Here is a 15,874-nt window from a genome sequence, read left to right as displayed (position 1 = left end):
ATGGGCTAACAATGAAGCTCACGCGCACAACCAGACAGGAGCCGAACGTGTCCGCCGACAACAGACTGACGATCTGGGGACGCCCCAATTCGGTGAACGTGCAGAAGGTGCTGTGGTGTCTCGCCGAGCTCGACATCGCCTATGAGCGCATCGACGCCGGCATGCAATTCGGCCGCAACACCGAGCCGGACTATCTCGCGATGAATCCGAACGGCCGCATCCCGACGCTGGTCGACGGCGATTTCGTGCTGTGGGAATCCAACGCGATCATGCGCTATCTCTGTCTCGCTTACGGCAGCGCGACGCCGCTCTATCCAGCGATGCCGCAGCGCCGCGCCGCGATCGAGCGCTGGCTCGACTGGACGCTGTCGACGGTACAGCCGACCGAGCGTCCGCTGTTCTGGGGCCTCGTGCGCACCCCGCCGGAGCAGCGTGACATGGCCGCCCTGCAGAAGGCGGCCGACGACGCCGCGGCGATGTGGCGCATTCTCGATACGCATCTCGGCACGCGAAGCTATCTCGAGGCCGAGAGCTTCACGCTGGCCGACATCGCGCTCGGCGCCTATGCGCGCAGATGGTTCGGCGTCGAAGGCGTGGTCAAGCCGGAGCTGCCCAGCCTGGCGCGCTGGTACCGCGACATCGCCCGGCGCCCGGCCTTCATCCGCCACATCGCGCCCCCGCTGTCGTAGGCTTGGCGCGTCAGCGACCGGTTGAGGTGCCCATCTCGACGCGCACGGCCCCGCCGACCTTCACGCACGTATCGGTTCCTGCAACGCGCGCGAAGTTGGCCCCGTAGGCCGCGCAGGGATTGATCGGGGTCGTGGCGGGACGGGCGGGCTTACTGGGTTCCGGAGCCTTCGGCGCCAGCAGCGAGGAACCCGGCGAGCCGGCGGACGCGGTGCCGACCACGGCCAGCCACGCCACCGTTCCGAGGATGACAGATCTGCACATGTCCGCTTGTTAGCGCAGACGCCGCCGCAACGCGACGTCAGCGTCTACTTGCCGATGAACTTGACGCCCACCGAGGCGCCGCGGCGCCACATCACCTGGCACAGCCGCCCCGTGCGCGCATCCCGAGCGAAGGCGAGCCGGATCGTCGCCGGCAGGGCCGCGGCGTCCTCGAGCGTGAGCTTGGCGCCGGAGCTGGAGATATCCTGGACCAGGCAATGCCGAACCGCGAATCCGCCCTCCAGCGTGATCCACGCCGGTTGCCTCATGGACTTGCGGGCTTCCCGCTTCTTGGTCGCGGCCATCAATCCTGCTCCTGCTCGCCCGTTGCAGTACGCCAAGGACCCTAATGGACGGTTGATAGGGCCAGTTGGCAGCCCCTGCGATGCACAAGAGACCGGAAACCAGCGACGTCCGCTCGGACGGCCGACACAGACATTGAGGGAGGAAAAGCAGCCGAGGTTGGCGCTCCCTAGCGGAATCGAACCGCTCTCTCCACCGTGAAAGGGTGGCGTCCTAACCGATAGACGAAGGGAGCAAGACGCACGATACCACGGAGGCACGAGGCCCCGGCGCTATCGCCGTTTGCACGTTCTTGGCAAAACCTTCAGCAAATCAGCGGCTTGAGACGATGATCTGCGAGGTCGGCTGAACCACTTTGCGGTGATTCCGTGCCGCGCGCGCCGAACGTATAGAGGCGTTTGCGCGCCCGGGCAAGCCGGCCGTGGACGTCTTCGCCGCTCTCCCGGGCCCAGGCGGGCTCAACGCGCCGCAAACAGCGGCGAGACCCCTTCAGTGTCGATGTAGACCACGCCGTCCTCGACCTTGACCGGATATTCGGCCAGCGCGCTCTCCAGCGGATGCACGGGCATGCCGGTCAGCGCGTCCCAGGTCCAGTTGTGCACCGGACAGCTCAGCAGGCGGCCGTCGAACCCAGCCTCCTCCAGCGGCGCCGCGGTATGCGGGCAGATGCCCTGATAGGCCTTGAGCTCACCATTGTCGGGCCAGGCGAGCATGATCAGATGGGCGTCGGCGATGACGAGGCGCATGCCGCCTTCGTCGATCGTGTCGGCCTTGCAGACGCGGGTGAACATGGGCCGGCCGTCCTCCTTGTCCCGAGATCGAGCGAACGGACGTAGCAAGACTCGTTCCGGGACCACATCGCGCCGGCAAGCCCGGAGAGACCGCTGGCCTCCTTCTTGCTCCATCGAGCGGCAGACATCTCGTTGGTCCTTCCGTTGTGTCGCGAACGCGACAGGACGCCGGCCGGCGGCGACGGAGTGCGACATGACCGACATGACCGAGCTGAGACAACGCAAGGAGCCGCTCAATCTCGCGATCGTCCATGTCGATCCCGACGCCTTCATCGCCAACCTGATGGGCTGGCTGGAGATCACCGCCTTCATCAAGGCGCAGCGCGCGGGCGAAGCCGCGGTGCCCGCAGATGGCAAGACACCGACGTTGTCGGCCGCGCAGCTCAAGAACGGCGGCGTGCACGAGGTCGGCAATGACGCGCTGTTCGCCTTCGCCATGACGGCGGCGCTGAAGGGCGACAAGGCCGCGCTCGACAAGGTCGAGACCGCCCTGCTCGATCAGATGGGCACAGACTTTCCCGGCTCGTTCGCGCTGTGGCACTTCCGCGCCACCATCGACGCGCCGACGACGCTGGATGATTTCGTCGGCCAGGCCGGCAAGAAGATGCTAACCGGCGATCTGCCGCCACCACCGCTGCGCGCCAAGGAGCATTGGAGCGCGGGCCTGCGCTTCTTCGAGAAGGCCCGCAAGTCGAACTTCGTCCACGAGATCATGTACCCGCTGGCGAAATGGACGCGGGCCCGCTGGACCGAGACCGCCGAGAAAGGCGTCGCCTTCCTGCATCACATCGAGGACAACGTCCCGGTGCTGCGCGAGGTGCTGGAGGAGCCGCGCAACGACCAAGCCTTCATCGCCAATGTGCTGCTGCGGCTGGCGCCTGCGGTCGACATGGAGCTGAACGAGGAATACCAGGGCTTCCTGCGCTCGCTGGCGCGGCGCAATTGAGGGCAGGCGCCGCGGTCGCCTTGCCCGGTTGCCGACAGCGAGCCCGGCGCTCCCCGGCCCCACGCAAAAAGGCCGGCGGGCGTTACGCCGCCGGCCTTTTGTCGCGACTGCCGGATCCGGCTGTCCGGTTCCGTCGCACTCCTGGGGGAGCATGCGAACAGGGTCGCGCGATTTGGTTAACGACAAACTAACAGGGGTGCAGCGGAGCGACGCTCTGCAGACATTTGCACGCCGGGCGAGCAGCGGTGATGGTTCGGCGCGGATCCAGTGCGCCGCAGCAACAGCACCGTCCGCTCGACACGCCGTCAGCTCAAGACCAGGGCCCGCTTCTTCTCGCGACGAAGCTTCAGCTCCTGGCAGCCCGACAAGCGCACGAACTCCTGCGGATGCATGTCGTAGCCGTGACAGCCGAAGGCGCTCTGCTGCGACATCGGTGTCGTCACCGGCTTGTCCTGCGGATCATCACCACGTCCGGCCATCGCAGCTCGGACCGGCTCGAGCCCTGTAGTCGAAGCGGTCATAGCCAACTCCGTGAAAGAGCGCCCTGTCCCCCAATAGGAACTATAGCCTTCCGGCCGCGCGGCGCAATTGAGACAAAGCGTCCGTGAGACAGGGCGTCCCTCAGCCCGCCCCGGCGCGCGCCTGCTCCGCTTCCTGCTCCCAGCGCAGGATGGTCCGCTCGAGATTGTGGAACTTTTCGGCGACATCGCCATCGAACAGCGGGTCCTTGCGGTCGGACATGCGGGCGTCGATGTCGGCCCAGTCCTCGGGCTGCAGCGCCCGCAGGGCGGCCGGAAACAGCAGCGTCTCCTCCTTGCGCAGATGCTCGCGCTGGCTGTCGATGAACTGGTGCACCGCGCCATGGAAGCTCTCGCGCAGGATCTCCTGGTCCGCCAGAACCGCGTTCACGGCTTCGGCGAAGCCGCGCAACCGTTGTGCCTCGGTCTCGTGCTCGTCGTCGACGTCGCCGTAAGTGGCGGCTGCAGCAGGATCGCGCGCACGCAGCTTGACGAAGATCATCTCCTCCTTGGGATGATGACAGCGCTGCGGATAGTCCTCGAAATAGGCAATGATGCTCTGCAGGATGTCGTAGTCGGGCCGCCGATTGTGGTCGAACAGCTCCAGCTCGTGCTCGAGCACCGAAAGCAGCCTTTCGAGATTCTGGTGTTCCTGCAGCAGCGCTTCGATGATCTTTGCCATTGGCTGTCTCGCCTTTGAGCCGGCCCGGGCCCTGCCGAACCGGCATGCTCCCCTGATCGCGGAAGACTATGCCCGCGCGGGCACCGGCGGCCTTGCGGCAGATCAAACTGACAGAGCGAGCTGGCAGGTCAGGACGACAATTGGCCCTTCACTCGGCTGCCAGCGCCTGCGGCGCGCGGGCAAGGCCCAGCCGGTCCCAGACGTCGACCAGGGCCTCGGCCAGCGCGTCGATCAGACCGTCATCATGGTACGGCGACGGCGTGATGCGCAGCCGCTCCAGGCCACGCGGCACGGTCGGATAGTTGATCGGCTGGATGTAGATGCCGTGCTCGGACAGCAGCAGGTCGGACGCCGTCTTGCACTTCTCGGGATCGCCGACATGCACCGGAACGATGTGGGTGTCGGAGGCCATCACCGGCAGGCCGGCGGCGTTCAGCACGGCCTTGAGCCGGGCCGCGCGGTCCTGGTGCCGGTCGCGTTCCCATTGCGAGCTCTTCAGGTGCCGGATCGCGGCGGTCGCGGCGGCGCAGACCGGCGGCGGCAGCGCTGTCGTGAAGATGAAGCCCGGCGCATAGGAGCGGACGGCGTCGATCAGGTTGGCGTTGGCGGCGATGTAGCCGCCGAGGCAGCCGTAGGCCTTGGCGAGCGTGCCTTCGAGGATGTCGATGCGGGCCATCGCACCATCGCGCTCGGCGATGCCGCCGCCGCGCGGGCCATACATGCCGACCGCGTGGACCTCGTCGACATAGGTGAGCGCGCCATAGCGCTCCGCGAGATCGCAGATCCGGTGCAGCGGCGCGACGTCGCCGTCCATCGAGTAGAGGCTCTCGCAGACGATCAGCTTGGGGCGATCGGGATCTGCCGCCCGCAGCAGCTCCTCGAGATGGGCGAGATCGTTGTGCCGCCAGATCTGCCGCTCCGCGCCCGACTTGCGGACGCCCTCGATCATCGAATTGTGGTTCAGCGCATCCGACAGCAGCAGGCAGTTCGGCAGCAGCTTCGCGATCGTCGAGATGCCGGTTTCGTTGGAGACATAGCCCGAGGTGAAGACCAGCGCCGCCTGCTTGCCGTGGAGATCGGCGAGCTCGCGCTCGAGCTCGATCAGCGGATGGTTGGTGCCGGCGATGTTGCGGGTGCCGCCGGCGCCGGTGCCCATGCGCGCGGCGACGTCGACCATCGCGCCGATCACCTTCGGATGCTGGCCCATGCCGAGATAGTCGTTGGAGCACCAGATGACGACGTCCTTCGGACCGTCTGGCGAGTGCCAGATCGCGCGCGGAAAGCGGCCGGCGAGGCGCTCGAGGTCGGCGAACACACGGTAGCGGCGTTCCTGGTGCAGCTGGTCGAGGGCGCGGTCGAAATAGCTGTCGTAGTTCATCGCCGGATCGTCCTTCCCCTGCCCGGCGGCCCGTCGCCGGAGCTCCCGCGAGCCGTTCGAGGCCCCGCGTGCAGGACGCACGAAAGCCCAGCTTGGCGGGGCGATCGTTGATTTAGATCAGGCATTGCGCACGAAGCCGGGCTTTGCGGCAGCGCGACCCGCGTGTCAGGCGTCCTCGGCCAGCGGCTCGCCCAGCGTGTGCATCAGGCGATTGGCCCAGCCGAAGATCGCGGCCGAGAGGATCAGGTCGACCTGCTCCAGCTCGTCGAGGCCGACCTCCTTGAGGGACCGGACGTCGGCGGGCGTCGCCGCGACCGGCGTCGTCGACAGCCGGGCCGCGAAGTCGAATACCGCCTGCTCGCGCGGCGGAAGGCTCGCCTGAAGCTCGTCGGCAAAGATCGTCTCGATCAGGTCGGTCCGCTTGGTGTGGCCGAGGAAGCGCGAGGCATGCACCGCCGTGCAATAGATGCAGCGGTTGACCACGGAGGCCGCGATCGCACCGAGCTCGCGCTCGGCAGGGCTGAGGCCATCCTTGCCGTACATGATCAGGTTGAACAGCGGCGAGCGAATCTCGAGCGATTCCGGATCGTGCGCCAAGGTCAGCACATAGGACGAGACGCCCTTGTTGGAGGGCGTGATCTTCATCGCAGAGAGCTGCTCCGGCGTGGCGCCGGCGAAGTCGACCGGGGTCACATAGGGCGACCATTCCGGCACCTTGGCCGTGAAGCTGTGAACCGGCTTGCTCATGCGATCTCCTTCAACAGCATCAGTCCCGCGATCACGCGCAGCTGGTAGTTCACGAACGCCGCGAGCTCGGACAATCTGACGATGTCGGGATCGCCGACGCCGGCCGCCCTGAGCCTCGCGATGTCCTCGCGCGTCGCATCGCGCGGCGACAGCGTCAGCAGGTCGGCGTGGCGCGCCATCGCGTCGTGGCGGGCATCGCCGCACACCCCTCCCGGCCGTGCGAGTGCCGCCACATCGTCATCGCCGGAATGCGCGAGATAGCCGTCATAATGCGCGACCAGCGCGGCGTTTCCGACATGGCGGCACATCCGCGCCGCCAGGGCGGCGCGTAGCGCATGGCTGAGCCCGCCGGGATCGCGCGGCAGCAGGACCGCGTCGTGGGCCGCCTCGCTCAGGCGTAGCACCTCCGCGCGCGTCTTCAGCGCCGCCGCCAGAGTCGAACCGGCGGGAATGCCGGAGAGCTTCTCGATCAGGGTGATCATGCGGGATCTCGCATCTCGTAGGGATTGCAGGCATCGGCAATGTCGAGGCAGAGCGGCGCGCCGGTGTCCAGGAAATCCGTCAGCGCGGCCTCGACGGGCGCGGGATCGAGCCCGCGTCCGGCGAGCCATTGCGGGTCGTAATAGGTCTGGCGATAGCGCTCGCCGGAATCGCAGATCAGCGTCACCAGCGATCCCGTCTGCCCGGCCTGCCGCATCTCGGCCGCGAGCCGGCACAGCGCCAGGAAGTTGGTTCCGGTCGAGCCGCCGACCGGGCGGCGCAGCCGTCGCGTCAGCACGTTCATGGCGGCGATCGACGCGGCGTCCGGCACCTTCATCATGCGGTCGACGACGCCGGCCACGAAGGACGGCTCGCAGCGGGGACGGCCGACGCCCTCGATCAGCGAGGGCCGCTCGCAGGTCTGTGCGCAGTCATCCCTGCAGAAGGCATCGAAGAACGCCGAATGCTCGACGTCGGCGACGCAGAGGCGCGTCGGATGGCGGCAGTAGCGCAGATAGCGCCCCATCGTGGCCGACGTGCCGCCGGTCCCCGCGCTCATCACGATCCATTCCGGCAGCGGGCAGCGCTCGCCCTGCAGCTGGTTGAAGATCGACTCGGCGATGTTGTTGTTGCCGCGCCAGTCGGTGGCCCGCTCGGCGAAGGTGAACTGGTCCATGTAGTGGCCGCCGAGCCGGGCGGCGAGCGCGGCGGCCTCCGCATAGAGCGCCCGGCCATCGTCGATCAGATGACAATTGCCGCCGTAATGCGTGATCGCGGCGATCTTCTCGGCCGACGTCGTGCGCGGCATGACAGCGTAGAACGGCACGCCGATCATCTGGGCGAAATAGGCCTCGGACACCGCGGTCGAGCCCGAGGAGGCCTCGACCACCGGCGTCCCCTCGCGGATATGGCCGTTGCACAGCGCGTACAGGAACAGCGACCGCGCCAGCCGATGCTTGAGGCTGCCGGTCGGATGCGTCGACTCGTCCTTCAGGTAGATGTCGATGCCCGCTAGCGCGGGCACGATCAGCCGGATCAGATGCGTGTCCGCAGTCCGGCACTGGTCGGCCTCGATGGCGTCGACGGCGTCATCGACCCAGCCGCGGCGATAGCGCGGCGGGCTCGGCAGCGAAGCAGGAACGTCGGGCGGTCGGATCATCCGCACAACCGATCATAATCCACTTTTTGCATCAAGTTCATTCCATCATACTTCTGATGAATAATAAGCCATCCCGAGCGGAAATTTTATGCTTCAAGCGGATTGAAGGTGGTGCATAATGCCAGGAATGCATGATGACGTGATCGATATCAGGCTGCTCGAAGCCTTCTCCGCCGTGATGTCCGCCGGCAGCATCACCGCGGCCGCGCGCCTGCTTGGCCGCTCGCAGCCGGTGGTGACGCGGCAGATCCAGGATCTCGAGACCGACGTCGGCTATCTGCTGTTCACGCGCAACGGCCCGCGCATCGCGCCGACGCCGAAGGGCGTGCTGTTCCATGCCGAGGTCGAGCGGCTGCTGCTCGGCCTCAAGCACATCCGTGCCCGCGCCAGCGCGATCGGCGCCGGCGCCCTGCCCGTGCTCAGCCTCGCCGCGATCTCCGCGCTCGCCGCCGGCGTCGTGCCGGCCGCGCTGGCCGCCATGAACGGCGACCTGCTGCCGCGCCATGTGCACGTCCAGTCGCTGTCGGCCGAGAATGTCGTGCAGTCCGTGCTGGCGCAGTCTGCGGATTTCGGCCTCGCCAGCCTGCCGATCCAGCATCCCGGCCTCGACGTGCAGTGGGTCTGCGAGGTGCCCTGCGTCGCCTGCGTGGCCGCCGATCACCCGCTCGCGAAGAAGAAGGTGATCCGCCTGAAAGACCTCGGCGGCCGCCGCCTCCTGACCATGGCGAACCCATTTCGGCTGCGCCGCCGCGTCGAGGAGGCGCTGGAGCGTGCCGGGATAAGGCCGCAGGAGGTGATCGAGACCAACGCCTCGCTGAACGCGGTGGCGATGGCCCGGCAGTCGCTCGGGGTCGCGATCGTCGAGCCCGTGCTGACCTCGCATCTGGAGATGACCGGCATCGTGACGCGCAAGCTCGATGTCGCCATTCCGTTTCTGTTCGCCGCCATCACGCCTGCCGGGCGCGAGCTCACGCCGACCGTCGCCGCGCTCAACGCGGCGCTGCGCGCGGCGGCGCGCCTGATGCCCGGCGCCCGGCTTCATGACGGCGCCGCGGCGTTTGCCGAGGCCGCCGACGAGGTCGTCCAAGTCGAAAGAACCGCATGATGAGTGAACCCCGTCCCGACGCGGCTGGCCTCGCCGCGCTCGAAGCGCGCCTGCGCCAGGATCTGGCGTGGCTGGAATGGCCGGCCAAATCCTGGGTGCCCCGCCGCACCGTAGACGGCGTCCCGGTGCGCGATGTCGTGATCGTCGGCGGCGGCATGGCCGGCCTCGCGGCCTCCGCCATGCTCAAGCGCCTGGGCATCGACAACCAGATCGTGCTCGATCGCGCCAGCGCCGGCCAGGAGGGCCCCTGGGTCACCTATGCCCGCATGCTCACGCTGCGATCCCCGAAGGAATTGACGGGCCCCGCGATGGGCCTGCCGGCGCTGACCTTCCGCGCCTTCTACGAGGCGCAGTACGGGGCCGAGGCGTGGCAGCGTCTGGACCGCGCGCCGCGCACGCTGTGGATGGACTACCTCGTCTGGTACCGAAAGGTGCTGGAGCTGCCGGTGCACAACGAGGTGACGGTCGAGCGGATCGAACCGCGTCCTGACCAGTTGCTCGCCGTCGACATCCGCAGTCCCGACGGATCGCGCCAGATCCTCGCCCGCCACGTCGTGCTCGCCACCGGCCGCGACGGGCTCGGCGGCCCGTTCGTGCCGGAGATCGCGGCCCCCATTGATCGTCGCTTCTGGGCCCACACCGCGGATGCGATCGACTTCGACCGCCTGAAGGGCAAGCGTGTCGCCGTAGTCGGCGCCGGAGCCTCGGCCATGGACAATGCGGCGGTCGCGCTCGAAGCCTGCGCCGCACGGCTCGACCTGTTCATCCGCCGCGCCGACATTCCGCGCGTCAACAAGTTCACGGGCATCGGCAGCCAGGGCGTCGTGCACGGCTTCGCCGGCCTGTCCGACGACTGGAAGTGGCGCTTCCTCGATCACACGATCGGCGCGCAGACGCCGCCGCCGCGCCCCAGCGTGCTGCGCGTGTCGGCATTTCCGCAGGCCCGTTTCCATCTCGCCAGCCCGATCTCGGCGCTGGAGCAGCGTGACGGCCACGTCGTCGTCACCACGCCGAAGGGCCGCTACGCCACCGACTTCATCATCTTCGGCACCGGCTTCAAGGTCGACCTCGCGCTGCGACCCGAGCTCGGCGCGTTCGCGCCCCACATCCGGTTCTGGCGCGACCGCTTCCCGGCGCCGGACGGCATGGCCAATGACGAGCTGTCGAGCTCGCCGGATCTCGGCGACAGCTTCGAGTTTCTCGAGAAGGTGCCGGGCACGTGCCCTGCCCTGTCGCGGCTTCACGGCTTCAACTATCCGGCGACGCTGAGCCACGGCAAGCTGTCCGGCGACATTCCCGCGATCAGCGAAGGCGCCGACCGGCTCGCCCGCGGCATCGTCCGCCGGCTGTTCGTCGAGGACCGCGAGCTGCATTTCGCCAATCTGAAGGCCTTCGCGACTCCCGAGATCCACGGCGACGAATGGACCGATGCCGACGCGGATGCGCAGCGCGAGCCCGTCTCCACCACCTCCATTTGACCCGATCAAGAGGGACCCGCGCAGATGCAGTCGAAGAGCAGGACGGCCATGGTGGCGGCGATCGCCGGCAATGCGATGGAGTGGTACGACTTCACGGTGTTCGCGCTGATGACGCCGGTCATCAAGAACCTGTTCTTCCCGGTCGACCCCAAGGTGCCGGCCACCGAGCTGAACGCCTTGTTGCTGACGACGGCGCTGTTCGGCACCGGCTTCTTCATGCGGCCGGTCGGTGGCCTCGTGCTCGGCTATGTCGGCGACAGGCACGGCCGCAAGGCGGCCATGACGCTCGGCATGGCGCTGATGGGCCTGTCGGTCGCGCTGCTGGCGCTGACGCCGACCTATGCAACCGCCGGCCTCGCCGCGCCGTTCATCGTGCTGATCGCGCGCCTGCTGCAGGGCTTCTCGGTCGGCGGCGAGTTCGGCACCTCGACCGCCTATCTGATCGAGGCCGCGCCTCCCGGCCGCACCGGCTTCTTCGGGTCATGGCAGATCGCGGGACAGCTGATGGCCAATGCGCTCGGCGCCACGCTCGGCGCCGGCATCACCATGATCTTCACCCCGGAGCAGATCAATGCGGGCGCCTGGCGCATTCCCTTCATCGTCGGGCTCGCGATCGTGCCGATCCTGTTCGTGATGCGCGCCAGGCTGGTCGAGCCCGAGCCGTTCGTGCGCGTCAAATCAACGAGCCATGGCGAGCCCTTCGTGGCCGCGCTGAAGCATCCCGGCCGCAACTATCTGATCGGCATGGGCATGGTGGTGGCCAGCGCAGTGTCGTTCTACGTCACCTTCGGCTACACCGTGACCTATGCCAAGGAGGTGCTGAAGCTGCCGCTGATGCAGAGCTTCCTGGTGCAGCTGATCGCGGCGGTGGTGATGACCATCGTGGTGCCGATCGCCGGTGCCGTATCGGACCGCTACCCGCGCAAGCCGCTGCTGCTGATCTCGCTGCTCGGCTATTTCGTGCTGCTCTATCCGCTCTATGCCTGGGTCATCGCGGCACCGTCGATCGCCAGGCTGCTGGTCAGCCAGGTCGTGATCGGCTGCTTCAGCGCCTTCTTCCTCGGCGTCTACTGTACCACGCTGGTCGAGCTGTTCCCGGTGCGCGTCCGCTCCACCTCGCTGTCGATCGTCAACAATGTCGCGGTGCTGATCTCCGGCGGCTTCGCCCAGTTCTTCGTGACCTGGCTGATTGCGCTCACCGGCTCGCCGCTGGCGCCGATCTTTTACGTCATGATCGGGGTCGGCATCGGCCTGCTCGCCGTGCTGGCCATGCGCGGTGATCCGCGCGACTCGGTCGTCGTCCCGGAGACCGTATCGGCCGGCAGCTGACGCACATCGATTCCCGCCGCCGCAGAACGCAACCCATGCGGACAATTGCGGCCGATCTCGCGTCAATTGAGAGGGCAATCAGCGCCGGTGCGACCCGTTCGCCGCCCGGATCTGAGCGCTTTTTCGAATTGAAGGCGAGATTGGCCAAAAAAATGCACCTTTTCGCGGCAAGACGTGAGAAGCCTCGCTGATCGACGGATGCGACGGCTCAGCTTCATGGCTGCGGGGGCTTTATGAGACTAGTTCCGATCCTGTTCATTGCATGCGTCGCCAGCCAGGCCGCGCTGGCCGAGGGGCTGGAGTGCCGGCGCGTCGCCGATCCAACCCCGCGGCTGAGCTGCGTGGAGACGCCGACCACAGCCCAGGCACCGACGCCATCGCGCACCGACGGCTGGACGCCAGTCGAGCCGCGGACGCCGGCCCGTGACGGCGACGGCCCCACGCCGCGAGGTTCAAGGTCGCGCTAAGGCGGCTGTGCGCGCGCGGCGGCCCTCGAATCGGCCCATGCGACCGCCTTGATGCACGGCTGATCCTGCCGACATGTAGGTCTTGCCCCGCGGCCAGCGACCAATGTCAAATCCATGCATGCGCGGAAGGCTAAGAACTGGTTCCGCGGCGGCATTGGATGATTGGAGACCATGGCCTACCTGCCATCGCAGATAAACCTGCTTGAAGCTCTTGCGACCGTGATCGGCACCGCGGCGATCGCGCCTGCGCTGCTGATCCTCTGGCTGGTGGTCGCGGCGGGTGACAATTCCGGGCCGCCCCTGAAGATCTGGACCGCCTTTCTGCTCGGCGCGGCCAGCGTGCTGCTGCTCGGCATCGTCAGGATTCCGTTCCAGAACGTCGGGCTGGCGATCGAGAATCCCTGGATCGCGCAGGCAGCCCGGGCGCTGTTCAGCGTCGCCCTGCCGGAAGAAATCGCCAAGGTTGCGGTGATCGCGGCGCTGTGGTCGCGGCGCCGCCAGGTCGGCAATGCCATGGACACGGTGTTCTATGGCGCAGCCGTCGGTCTGGGCTTTGCGGCCTACGAGAACCTCGCTTACCTCGTCCAGCATGCCGAGATGTGGCGCTCGCTGGCGATCCTGCGCAGCGTGCTCACCGTGCCCTTCCACGGCGCGCTCGGCATCATCGCCGGGGCCTATCTGGCGATCGCGCGCACCTCGACGGCGCTCGGGGCCAACCGGCACAATCGCGACTGGGCGCGGCTGTCGAGCTGGGCGCTGGTGCTGGCGGCCCCGGTGATGCTGCATGCGGCGTTCGACTATCCCTTGCTGCTGCTGCAGCGGGCGTCCAGTCTGGATCCGACCTCGCGACTCTGGCTCGGGAGCGCCAGCGTGCTGATCGGCTTCTCCTCGATCGGGCTCGCCGTGCGGCTGGTGCGCCGGGTCGCCCACCACCATACGCCTCGAACCGAAATGGCGCGGGCACGGCTGAGCCAGCTGCGCAGGATGTGGGCGCTGCTGCTGCTCGGCGGCGCCGCCGGTTTCATCGGGCTCGGCTTCGTCCTGACCTCGATCCGGCACTGGCTGCTCAACCCCGACCGCAACGTCGCGGGCGTCCTGGTTCCCCTGGGGCTCACGGCGATCCTGCTCGGCGTGGCCCTGCTGATTGTCACAACGACGGTCTATGTTTTCGGCCGCAACCGCATGCGGACCACGGCGTAAACCCGCGGCGCGGGTCGGCGATGCAACGAAACGCTGCGCGCGGCTTGTCCAGGCTGAGGTTCCTCACCATCTGCGTGGGCAGGCGGCGCGGCGTCCAGCGCGCGATCTTGCCGGGAGTGATTGAGCATGACCTTGCCCCAGGACACGATTCCACCCGAGATCCAGCGCATCAAGTCGCAGATGAGCGCGACCGTCCGCGCCCATTGGAAGGCCTTCCTGTTCGAAGGCATCCTGCTCGCCGGTCTCGGCCTGCTCGCGATGATCCTCACCCCCCTCGCGAGCCTTGCGGTCACGATCTTTCTCGGCTGGATGTTCCTGATCTCGGGCATCGCAGGCCTCGCGCTCACCTTCTGGGCGCGCGGCATGCCGGGCTTCTGGTGGTCGCTGCTGTCGGCCGCCCTCGCGATCATCGCCGGCATCATCCTGGTGGCGCAGCCGATCCAGGGCACGGTCACTTTGACCGTCGTGATCGGCGTCTATTTCCTCGCCGAGGGCGTCGCCACGATCATGTATGCGCTGGAGCACCGCCGCGAATTGTCCGGGCGCTGGTCGTGGCTGGCGATCTCGGGCGTCGTCGACATCGGCATCGCCGGCATCATCATTTCCGGCCTGCCGGGCACGGCGACCTGGGCGATCGGCCTGCTGGTCGGCATCAACCTGCTGTTCGGCGGCCTGTCGATGATCGGCATGGCGCTCGCGGCGCGGAACGCCTGAGGCCGCGCGCCGCGATTTTTCGGGATGACAAGCGGCGGCCCGGCCGCTATAGAACGCTCATGATCAACCTCGCCACCAGCTATTATTGGTACTTTAGCTACGACAGCTCGCTGGCGGCGGGAGGATCGCGCTCAATCTGACACATTGCAGCAAGATATCCGAACAAGCCGCCAGACCTGGCGGCTTTTTTTATGGCCGGCAGGTGCCCATCAAGACACGCAGGAGCCCGCCGTGCTGAGCACCACAGACGATCTTCGTATCAAGGAAATCAAGGAATTGAGCCTGCCTGTGGAGGTGATGGGCGAGATTCCGCGCACCCTCACTGCCACCCGGGTGGTGATGGCCGCGCGCAATGCGATCCACGCTATCCTGACCGGCAGCGACGATCGCCTGCTGGTGATCGTCGGGCCCTGCTCGATCCATGATCCCGACGCCGCGATCGACTATGCCGGCCGCCTCGCCGCCCTGCGCGAACGCCTCAGTGATCGGCTTGAGATCGTGATGAGGGTCTATTTCGAGAAGCCGCGCACCACCGTCGGCTGGAAGGGCCTGATCAACGATCCCGGTCTCGACAACTCCTTCGACATCAACAAGGGCCTGCGTCTCGCGCGCAACGTGCTCTCGGCGGTCAACAATCTCGGCCTGCCGGCGGGATGCGAATTCCTCGACATGACGACGCCGCAATACATTGCGGACCTCGTCGCCTGGGCCGCGATCGGCGCGCGCACCACCGAGAGCCAGATCCATCGCGAGCTCGCCTCCGGCCTGTCGTGCCCGGTCGGCTTCAAGAACGGCACCGACGGCAACATCCGCATCGCCACCGACGCGGTGAAATCGGCCGCCCATCCGCATCATTTCATGGCGGTGACCAAAGGCGGCCGCTCGGGCATCGCGGCGACCACCGGCAACGAGGACTGCCACATCATCCTGCGCGGCGGCAACGGCCCGAACTACGACGCCGCGCATGTCGAGCAGGCCTCCGTCGAGCTGGTCAAGGCGGGCCTGCCGGCGCGGCTGATGATCGACACCAGCCACGCCAATTCGAGCAAGAAGCCGGAGAACCAGCCGCTCGTCGCCGCCGACATCGCGGGCCAGCTGGCCAACGGCGAGCAGCGCATCATGGGCGTGATGATCGAGAGCCATCTCGTCGCGGGACGGCAGGACGTCAAGCCCGGCGTGCCGCTGACCTACGGCCAGAGCATCACCGACGGCTGCATCGGCTGGGACACGACGGTCGAGGTGCTGGAGCAGCTCGCCGACGCGGTCGCGGCGCGGCGGGCCGCGCGGAAGCAGGCGGCTCGCGAACGCTCGGCGTGAGCCCATCGCATCAACGGCGTGGCGCGCCTCTCGCGCGCGCCGCGCTCAGCAGCCGCGGCAGATGCTCTTGATCTTGCGGTCGAGCTCGCGGTCTTCCTTGCTCATGCCGCTGATCGAGCTGTCTTCGGCGGCCTGCTCGGCCTTGGGCAGATCGCTCGGGCGCGGTTGGCGGTGTCCTCGCGGCGCCTCCGGCGAGGATGTCCCGCGCGCGCCGCCGGAGGAGCCGCCGGCGCTCTGCGCCAGCGTCGCGCCATCGGCGACCAGGATCAGGAGCCCCATCGCGATCGCAAGTTTTTTCATGTTGCTCCTCCG

The 15,874-nt window shown here is 67.5% G+C and carries 18 protein-coding genes and 1 tRNA gene; 8 read left to right on the top strand and 11 right to left on the bottom strand.

Annotated elements, in window-relative coordinates; translation table 11 throughout:
- Window positions 1–11: 11 nt before the first annotated feature.
- Window positions 12–689: a glutathione S-transferase family protein gene (locus QQL87_RS01225; protein ID WP_502871120.1), complete on the top strand. Its 678-nt coding sequence runs from the start codon at window positions 12–14 to the stop codon at window positions 687–689.
- A 10-nt stretch (window positions 690–699) separates the two neighbouring features.
- On the opposite strand, the gene QQL87_RS01220 is transcribed toward QQL87_RS01225, so the two are convergent.
- The 4 genes from QQL87_RS01220 to QQL87_RS01205 all read right to left on the bottom strand — a co-directional run bounded on the left by QQL87_RS01220 (window position 700) and on the right by QQL87_RS01205 (window position 2,042).
- The gene (locus tag QQL87_RS01220) at window positions 700–951 is read right to left on the bottom strand and encodes a porin (RefSeq protein ID WP_284416196.1); all 252 of its coding nucleotides are present in this window, start codon (window positions 949–951) and stop codon (window positions 700–702) included.
- 44 nt (window positions 952–995) lie between these two features.
- Entirely contained in the window at window positions 996–1,253 is a 258-nt protein-coding gene (locus QQL87_RS01215; RefSeq protein WP_284416197.1) for a PilZ domain-containing protein, read from the bottom strand.
- Window positions 1,254–1,411: 158 nt separating this feature from the next.
- Window positions 1,412–1,486: transfer RNA gene (locus tag QQL87_RS01210), tRNA-Glu, on the bottom strand.
- 223 nt (window positions 1,487–1,709) lie between these two features.
- Window positions 1,710–2,042 carry a monooxygenase system ferredoxin subunit gene (locus QQL87_RS01205; protein ID WP_284416198.1) on the bottom strand — a complete coding sequence of 111 codons (333 nt, stop codon included), beginning with the start codon at window positions 2,040–2,042 and terminating at the stop codon, window positions 1,710–1,712.
- A 193-nt stretch (window positions 2,043–2,235) separates the two neighbouring features.
- Between QQL87_RS01205 and QQL87_RS01200 the strand changes: the two genes are divergently transcribed.
- The gene (locus tag QQL87_RS01200) at window positions 2,236–2,988 is read left to right on the top strand and encodes a hypothetical protein (RefSeq protein WP_284416199.1); all 753 of its coding nucleotides are present in this window, start codon (window positions 2,236–2,238) and stop codon (window positions 2,986–2,988) included.
- Between the two features lie 305 nt (window positions 2,989–3,293).
- Here the strand turns inward: QQL87_RS01200 and QQL87_RS01195 are convergent, their stop codons facing one another.
- The 6 genes from QQL87_RS01195 to QQL87_RS01170 form a co-directional block, all read right to left on the bottom strand.
- Complete coding sequence (locus QQL87_RS01195; protein WP_284416200.1) at window positions 3,294–3,509, bottom strand: hypothetical protein; 216 nt, start codon at window positions 3,507–3,509, stop codon at window positions 3,294–3,296.
- 100 nt (window positions 3,510–3,609) lie between these two features.
- Window positions 3,610–4,188 carry a hemerythrin domain-containing protein gene (locus QQL87_RS01190; protein WP_284416201.1) on the bottom strand — a complete coding sequence of 193 codons (579 nt, stop codon included), beginning with the start codon at window positions 4,186–4,188 and terminating at the stop codon, window positions 3,610–3,612.
- Between the two features lie 148 nt (window positions 4,189–4,336).
- The gene (gene hemA, locus QQL87_RS01185; protein ID WP_284416202.1) at window positions 4,337–5,566 is read right to left on the bottom strand and encodes a 5-aminolevulinate synthase; all 1,230 of its coding nucleotides are present in this window, start codon (window positions 5,564–5,566) and stop codon (window positions 4,337–4,339) included.
- A gap of 165 nt (window positions 5,567–5,731) precedes the next feature.
- Window positions 5,732–6,313, bottom strand: a complete 582-nt coding sequence (locus tag QQL87_RS01180) for a peroxidase-related enzyme (protein ID WP_284416203.1) — start codon at window positions 6,311–6,313, stop codon at window positions 5,732–5,734.
- The gene (locus tag QQL87_RS01175) at window positions 6,310–6,792 is read right to left on the bottom strand and encodes a CMD domain-containing protein (RefSeq protein WP_284416447.1); all 483 of its coding nucleotides are present in this window, start codon (window positions 6,790–6,792) and stop codon (window positions 6,310–6,312) included. The genes QQL87_RS01180 and QQL87_RS01175 overlap by 4 nt, the downstream gene beginning before the upstream one ends.
- Window positions 6,792–7,952 carry a PLP-dependent cysteine synthase family protein gene (locus QQL87_RS01170; RefSeq protein WP_284416204.1) on the bottom strand — a complete coding sequence of 387 codons (1,161 nt, stop codon included), beginning with the start codon at window positions 7,950–7,952 and terminating at the stop codon, window positions 6,792–6,794. The genes QQL87_RS01175 and QQL87_RS01170 overlap by 1 nt, the downstream gene beginning before the upstream one ends.
- Before the next feature lie 127 nt (window positions 7,953–8,079).
- Here QQL87_RS01170 and QQL87_RS01165 point away from each other — a divergent pair, with 127 nt between their 5' ends.
- The 6 genes from QQL87_RS01165 to QQL87_RS01140 all read left to right on the top strand — a co-directional run bounded on the left by QQL87_RS01165 (window position 8,080) and on the right by QQL87_RS01140 (window position 15,562).
- Window positions 8,080–9,057 carry a LysR family transcriptional regulator gene (locus QQL87_RS01165; protein WP_284416448.1) on the top strand — a complete coding sequence of 326 codons (978 nt, stop codon included), beginning with the start codon at window positions 8,080–8,082 and terminating at the stop codon, window positions 9,055–9,057.
- Entirely contained in the window at window positions 9,057–10,535 is a 1,479-nt protein-coding gene (locus tag QQL87_RS01160; RefSeq protein ID WP_284416449.1) for an NAD(P)-binding domain-containing protein, read from the top strand. The genes QQL87_RS01165 and QQL87_RS01160 overlap by 1 nt, the downstream gene beginning before the upstream one ends.
- A 24-nt stretch (window positions 10,536–10,559) precedes the next feature.
- Window positions 10,560–11,864 carry an MFS transporter gene (locus QQL87_RS01155; RefSeq protein ID WP_284416205.1) on the top strand — a complete coding sequence of 435 codons (1,305 nt, stop codon included), beginning with the start codon at window positions 10,560–10,562 and terminating at the stop codon, window positions 11,862–11,864.
- A 638-nt stretch (window positions 11,865–12,502) separates the two neighbouring features.
- On the top strand, window positions 12,503–13,531 hold the full coding sequence (locus tag QQL87_RS01150; protein ID WP_284416206.1) for a PrsW family intramembrane metalloprotease: 1,029 nt from the start codon (window positions 12,503–12,505) through the stop codon (window positions 13,529–13,531).
- Window positions 13,532–13,657: 126 nt separating this feature from the next.
- A complete protein-coding gene (locus QQL87_RS01145; protein ID WP_284416207.1) occupies window positions 13,658–14,245 on the top strand; it encodes an HdeD family acid-resistance protein in 588 nt (195 codons plus the stop codon).
- Between the two features lie 231 nt (window positions 14,246–14,476).
- The gene (locus tag QQL87_RS01140) at window positions 14,477–15,562 is read left to right on the top strand and encodes a 3-deoxy-7-phosphoheptulonate synthase (protein ID WP_284416208.1); all 1,086 of its coding nucleotides are present in this window, start codon (window positions 14,477–14,479) and stop codon (window positions 15,560–15,562) included.
- 45 nt (window positions 15,563–15,607) lie between these two features.
- On the opposite strand, the gene QQL87_RS01135 is transcribed toward QQL87_RS01140, so the two are convergent.
- On the bottom strand, window positions 15,608–15,862 hold the full coding sequence (locus QQL87_RS01135) for a hypothetical protein (protein ID WP_284416209.1): 255 nt from the start codon (window positions 15,860–15,862) through the stop codon (window positions 15,608–15,610).
- Window positions 15,863–15,874 lie beyond the last annotated feature (12 nt).

It is taken from the genome of Bradyrhizobium sp. SSBR45G (assembly GCF_030159255.1).
In the GTDB taxonomy this organism is placed as follows: domain Bacteria; phylum Pseudomonadota; class Alphaproteobacteria; order Rhizobiales; family Xanthobacteraceae; genus Bradyrhizobium.
Note: the sequence above shows the minus strand (reverse complement) of the source record. Positions and strands in the feature narration are given on the sequence as shown.

Bases quoted from the DNA above. Each gene is read 5' to 3' on its own strand.
- QQL87_RS01205 (WP_284416198.1), bottom strand. From the start codon at position 2,042: ATGTTCACCCGCGTCTGCAAGGCCGACACGATCGACGAAGGCGGCATG.
- QQL87_RS01160 (WP_284416449.1), top strand. From the start codon at position 9,057: ATGAGTGAACCCCGTCCCGACGCGGCTGGCCTCGCCGCGCTCGAAGCG.
- QQL87_RS01215 (WP_284416197.1), bottom strand. From the start codon at position 1,253: ATGGCCGCGACCAAGAAGCGGGAAGCCCGCAAGTCCATGAGGCAACCG.
- QQL87_RS01135 (WP_284416209.1), bottom strand. From the start codon at position 15,862: ATGAAAAAACTTGCGATCGCGATGGGGCTCCTGATCCTGGTCGCCGAT.
- QQL87_RS01165 (WP_284416448.1), top strand. From the start codon at position 8,080: ATGCATGATGACGTGATCGATATCAGGCTGCTCGAAGCCTTCTCCGCC.
- QQL87_RS01225 (WP_502871120.1), top strand. From the start codon at position 12: ATGAAGCTCACGCGCACAACCAGACAGGAGCCGAACGTGTCCGCCGAC.
- QQL87_RS01190 (WP_284416201.1), bottom strand. From the start codon at position 4,188: ATGGCAAAGATCATCGAAGCGCTGCTGCAGGAACACCAGAATCTCGAA.
- QQL87_RS01180 (WP_284416203.1), bottom strand. From the start codon at position 6,313: ATGAGCAAGCCGGTTCACAGCTTCACGGCCAAGGTGCCGGAATGGTCG.
- QQL87_RS01170 (WP_284416204.1), bottom strand. From the start codon at position 7,952: ATGATCCGACCGCCCGACGTTCCTGCTTCGCTGCCGAGCCCGCCGCGC.
- QQL87_RS01155 (WP_284416205.1), top strand. From the start codon at position 10,560: ATGCAGTCGAAGAGCAGGACGGCCATGGTGGCGGCGATCGCCGGCAAT.
- hemA (WP_284416202.1), bottom strand. From the start codon at position 5,566: ATGAACTACGACAGCTATTTCGACCGCGCCCTCGACCAGCTGCACCAG.
- QQL87_RS01200 (WP_284416199.1), top strand. From the start codon at position 2,236: ATGACCGACATGACCGAGCTGAGACAACGCAAGGAGCCGCTCAATCTC.
- QQL87_RS01220 (WP_284416196.1), bottom strand. From the start codon at position 951: ATGTGCAGATCTGTCATCCTCGGAACGGTGGCGTGGCTGGCCGTGGTC.
- QQL87_RS01150 (WP_284416206.1), top strand. From the start codon at position 12,503: ATGGCCTACCTGCCATCGCAGATAAACCTGCTTGAAGCTCTTGCGACC.
- QQL87_RS01145 (WP_284416207.1), top strand. From the start codon at position 13,658: ATGACCTTGCCCCAGGACACGATTCCACCCGAGATCCAGCGCATCAAG.
- QQL87_RS01195 (WP_284416200.1), bottom strand. From the start codon at position 3,509: ATGACCGCTTCGACTACAGGGCTCGAGCCGGTCCGAGCTGCGATGGCC.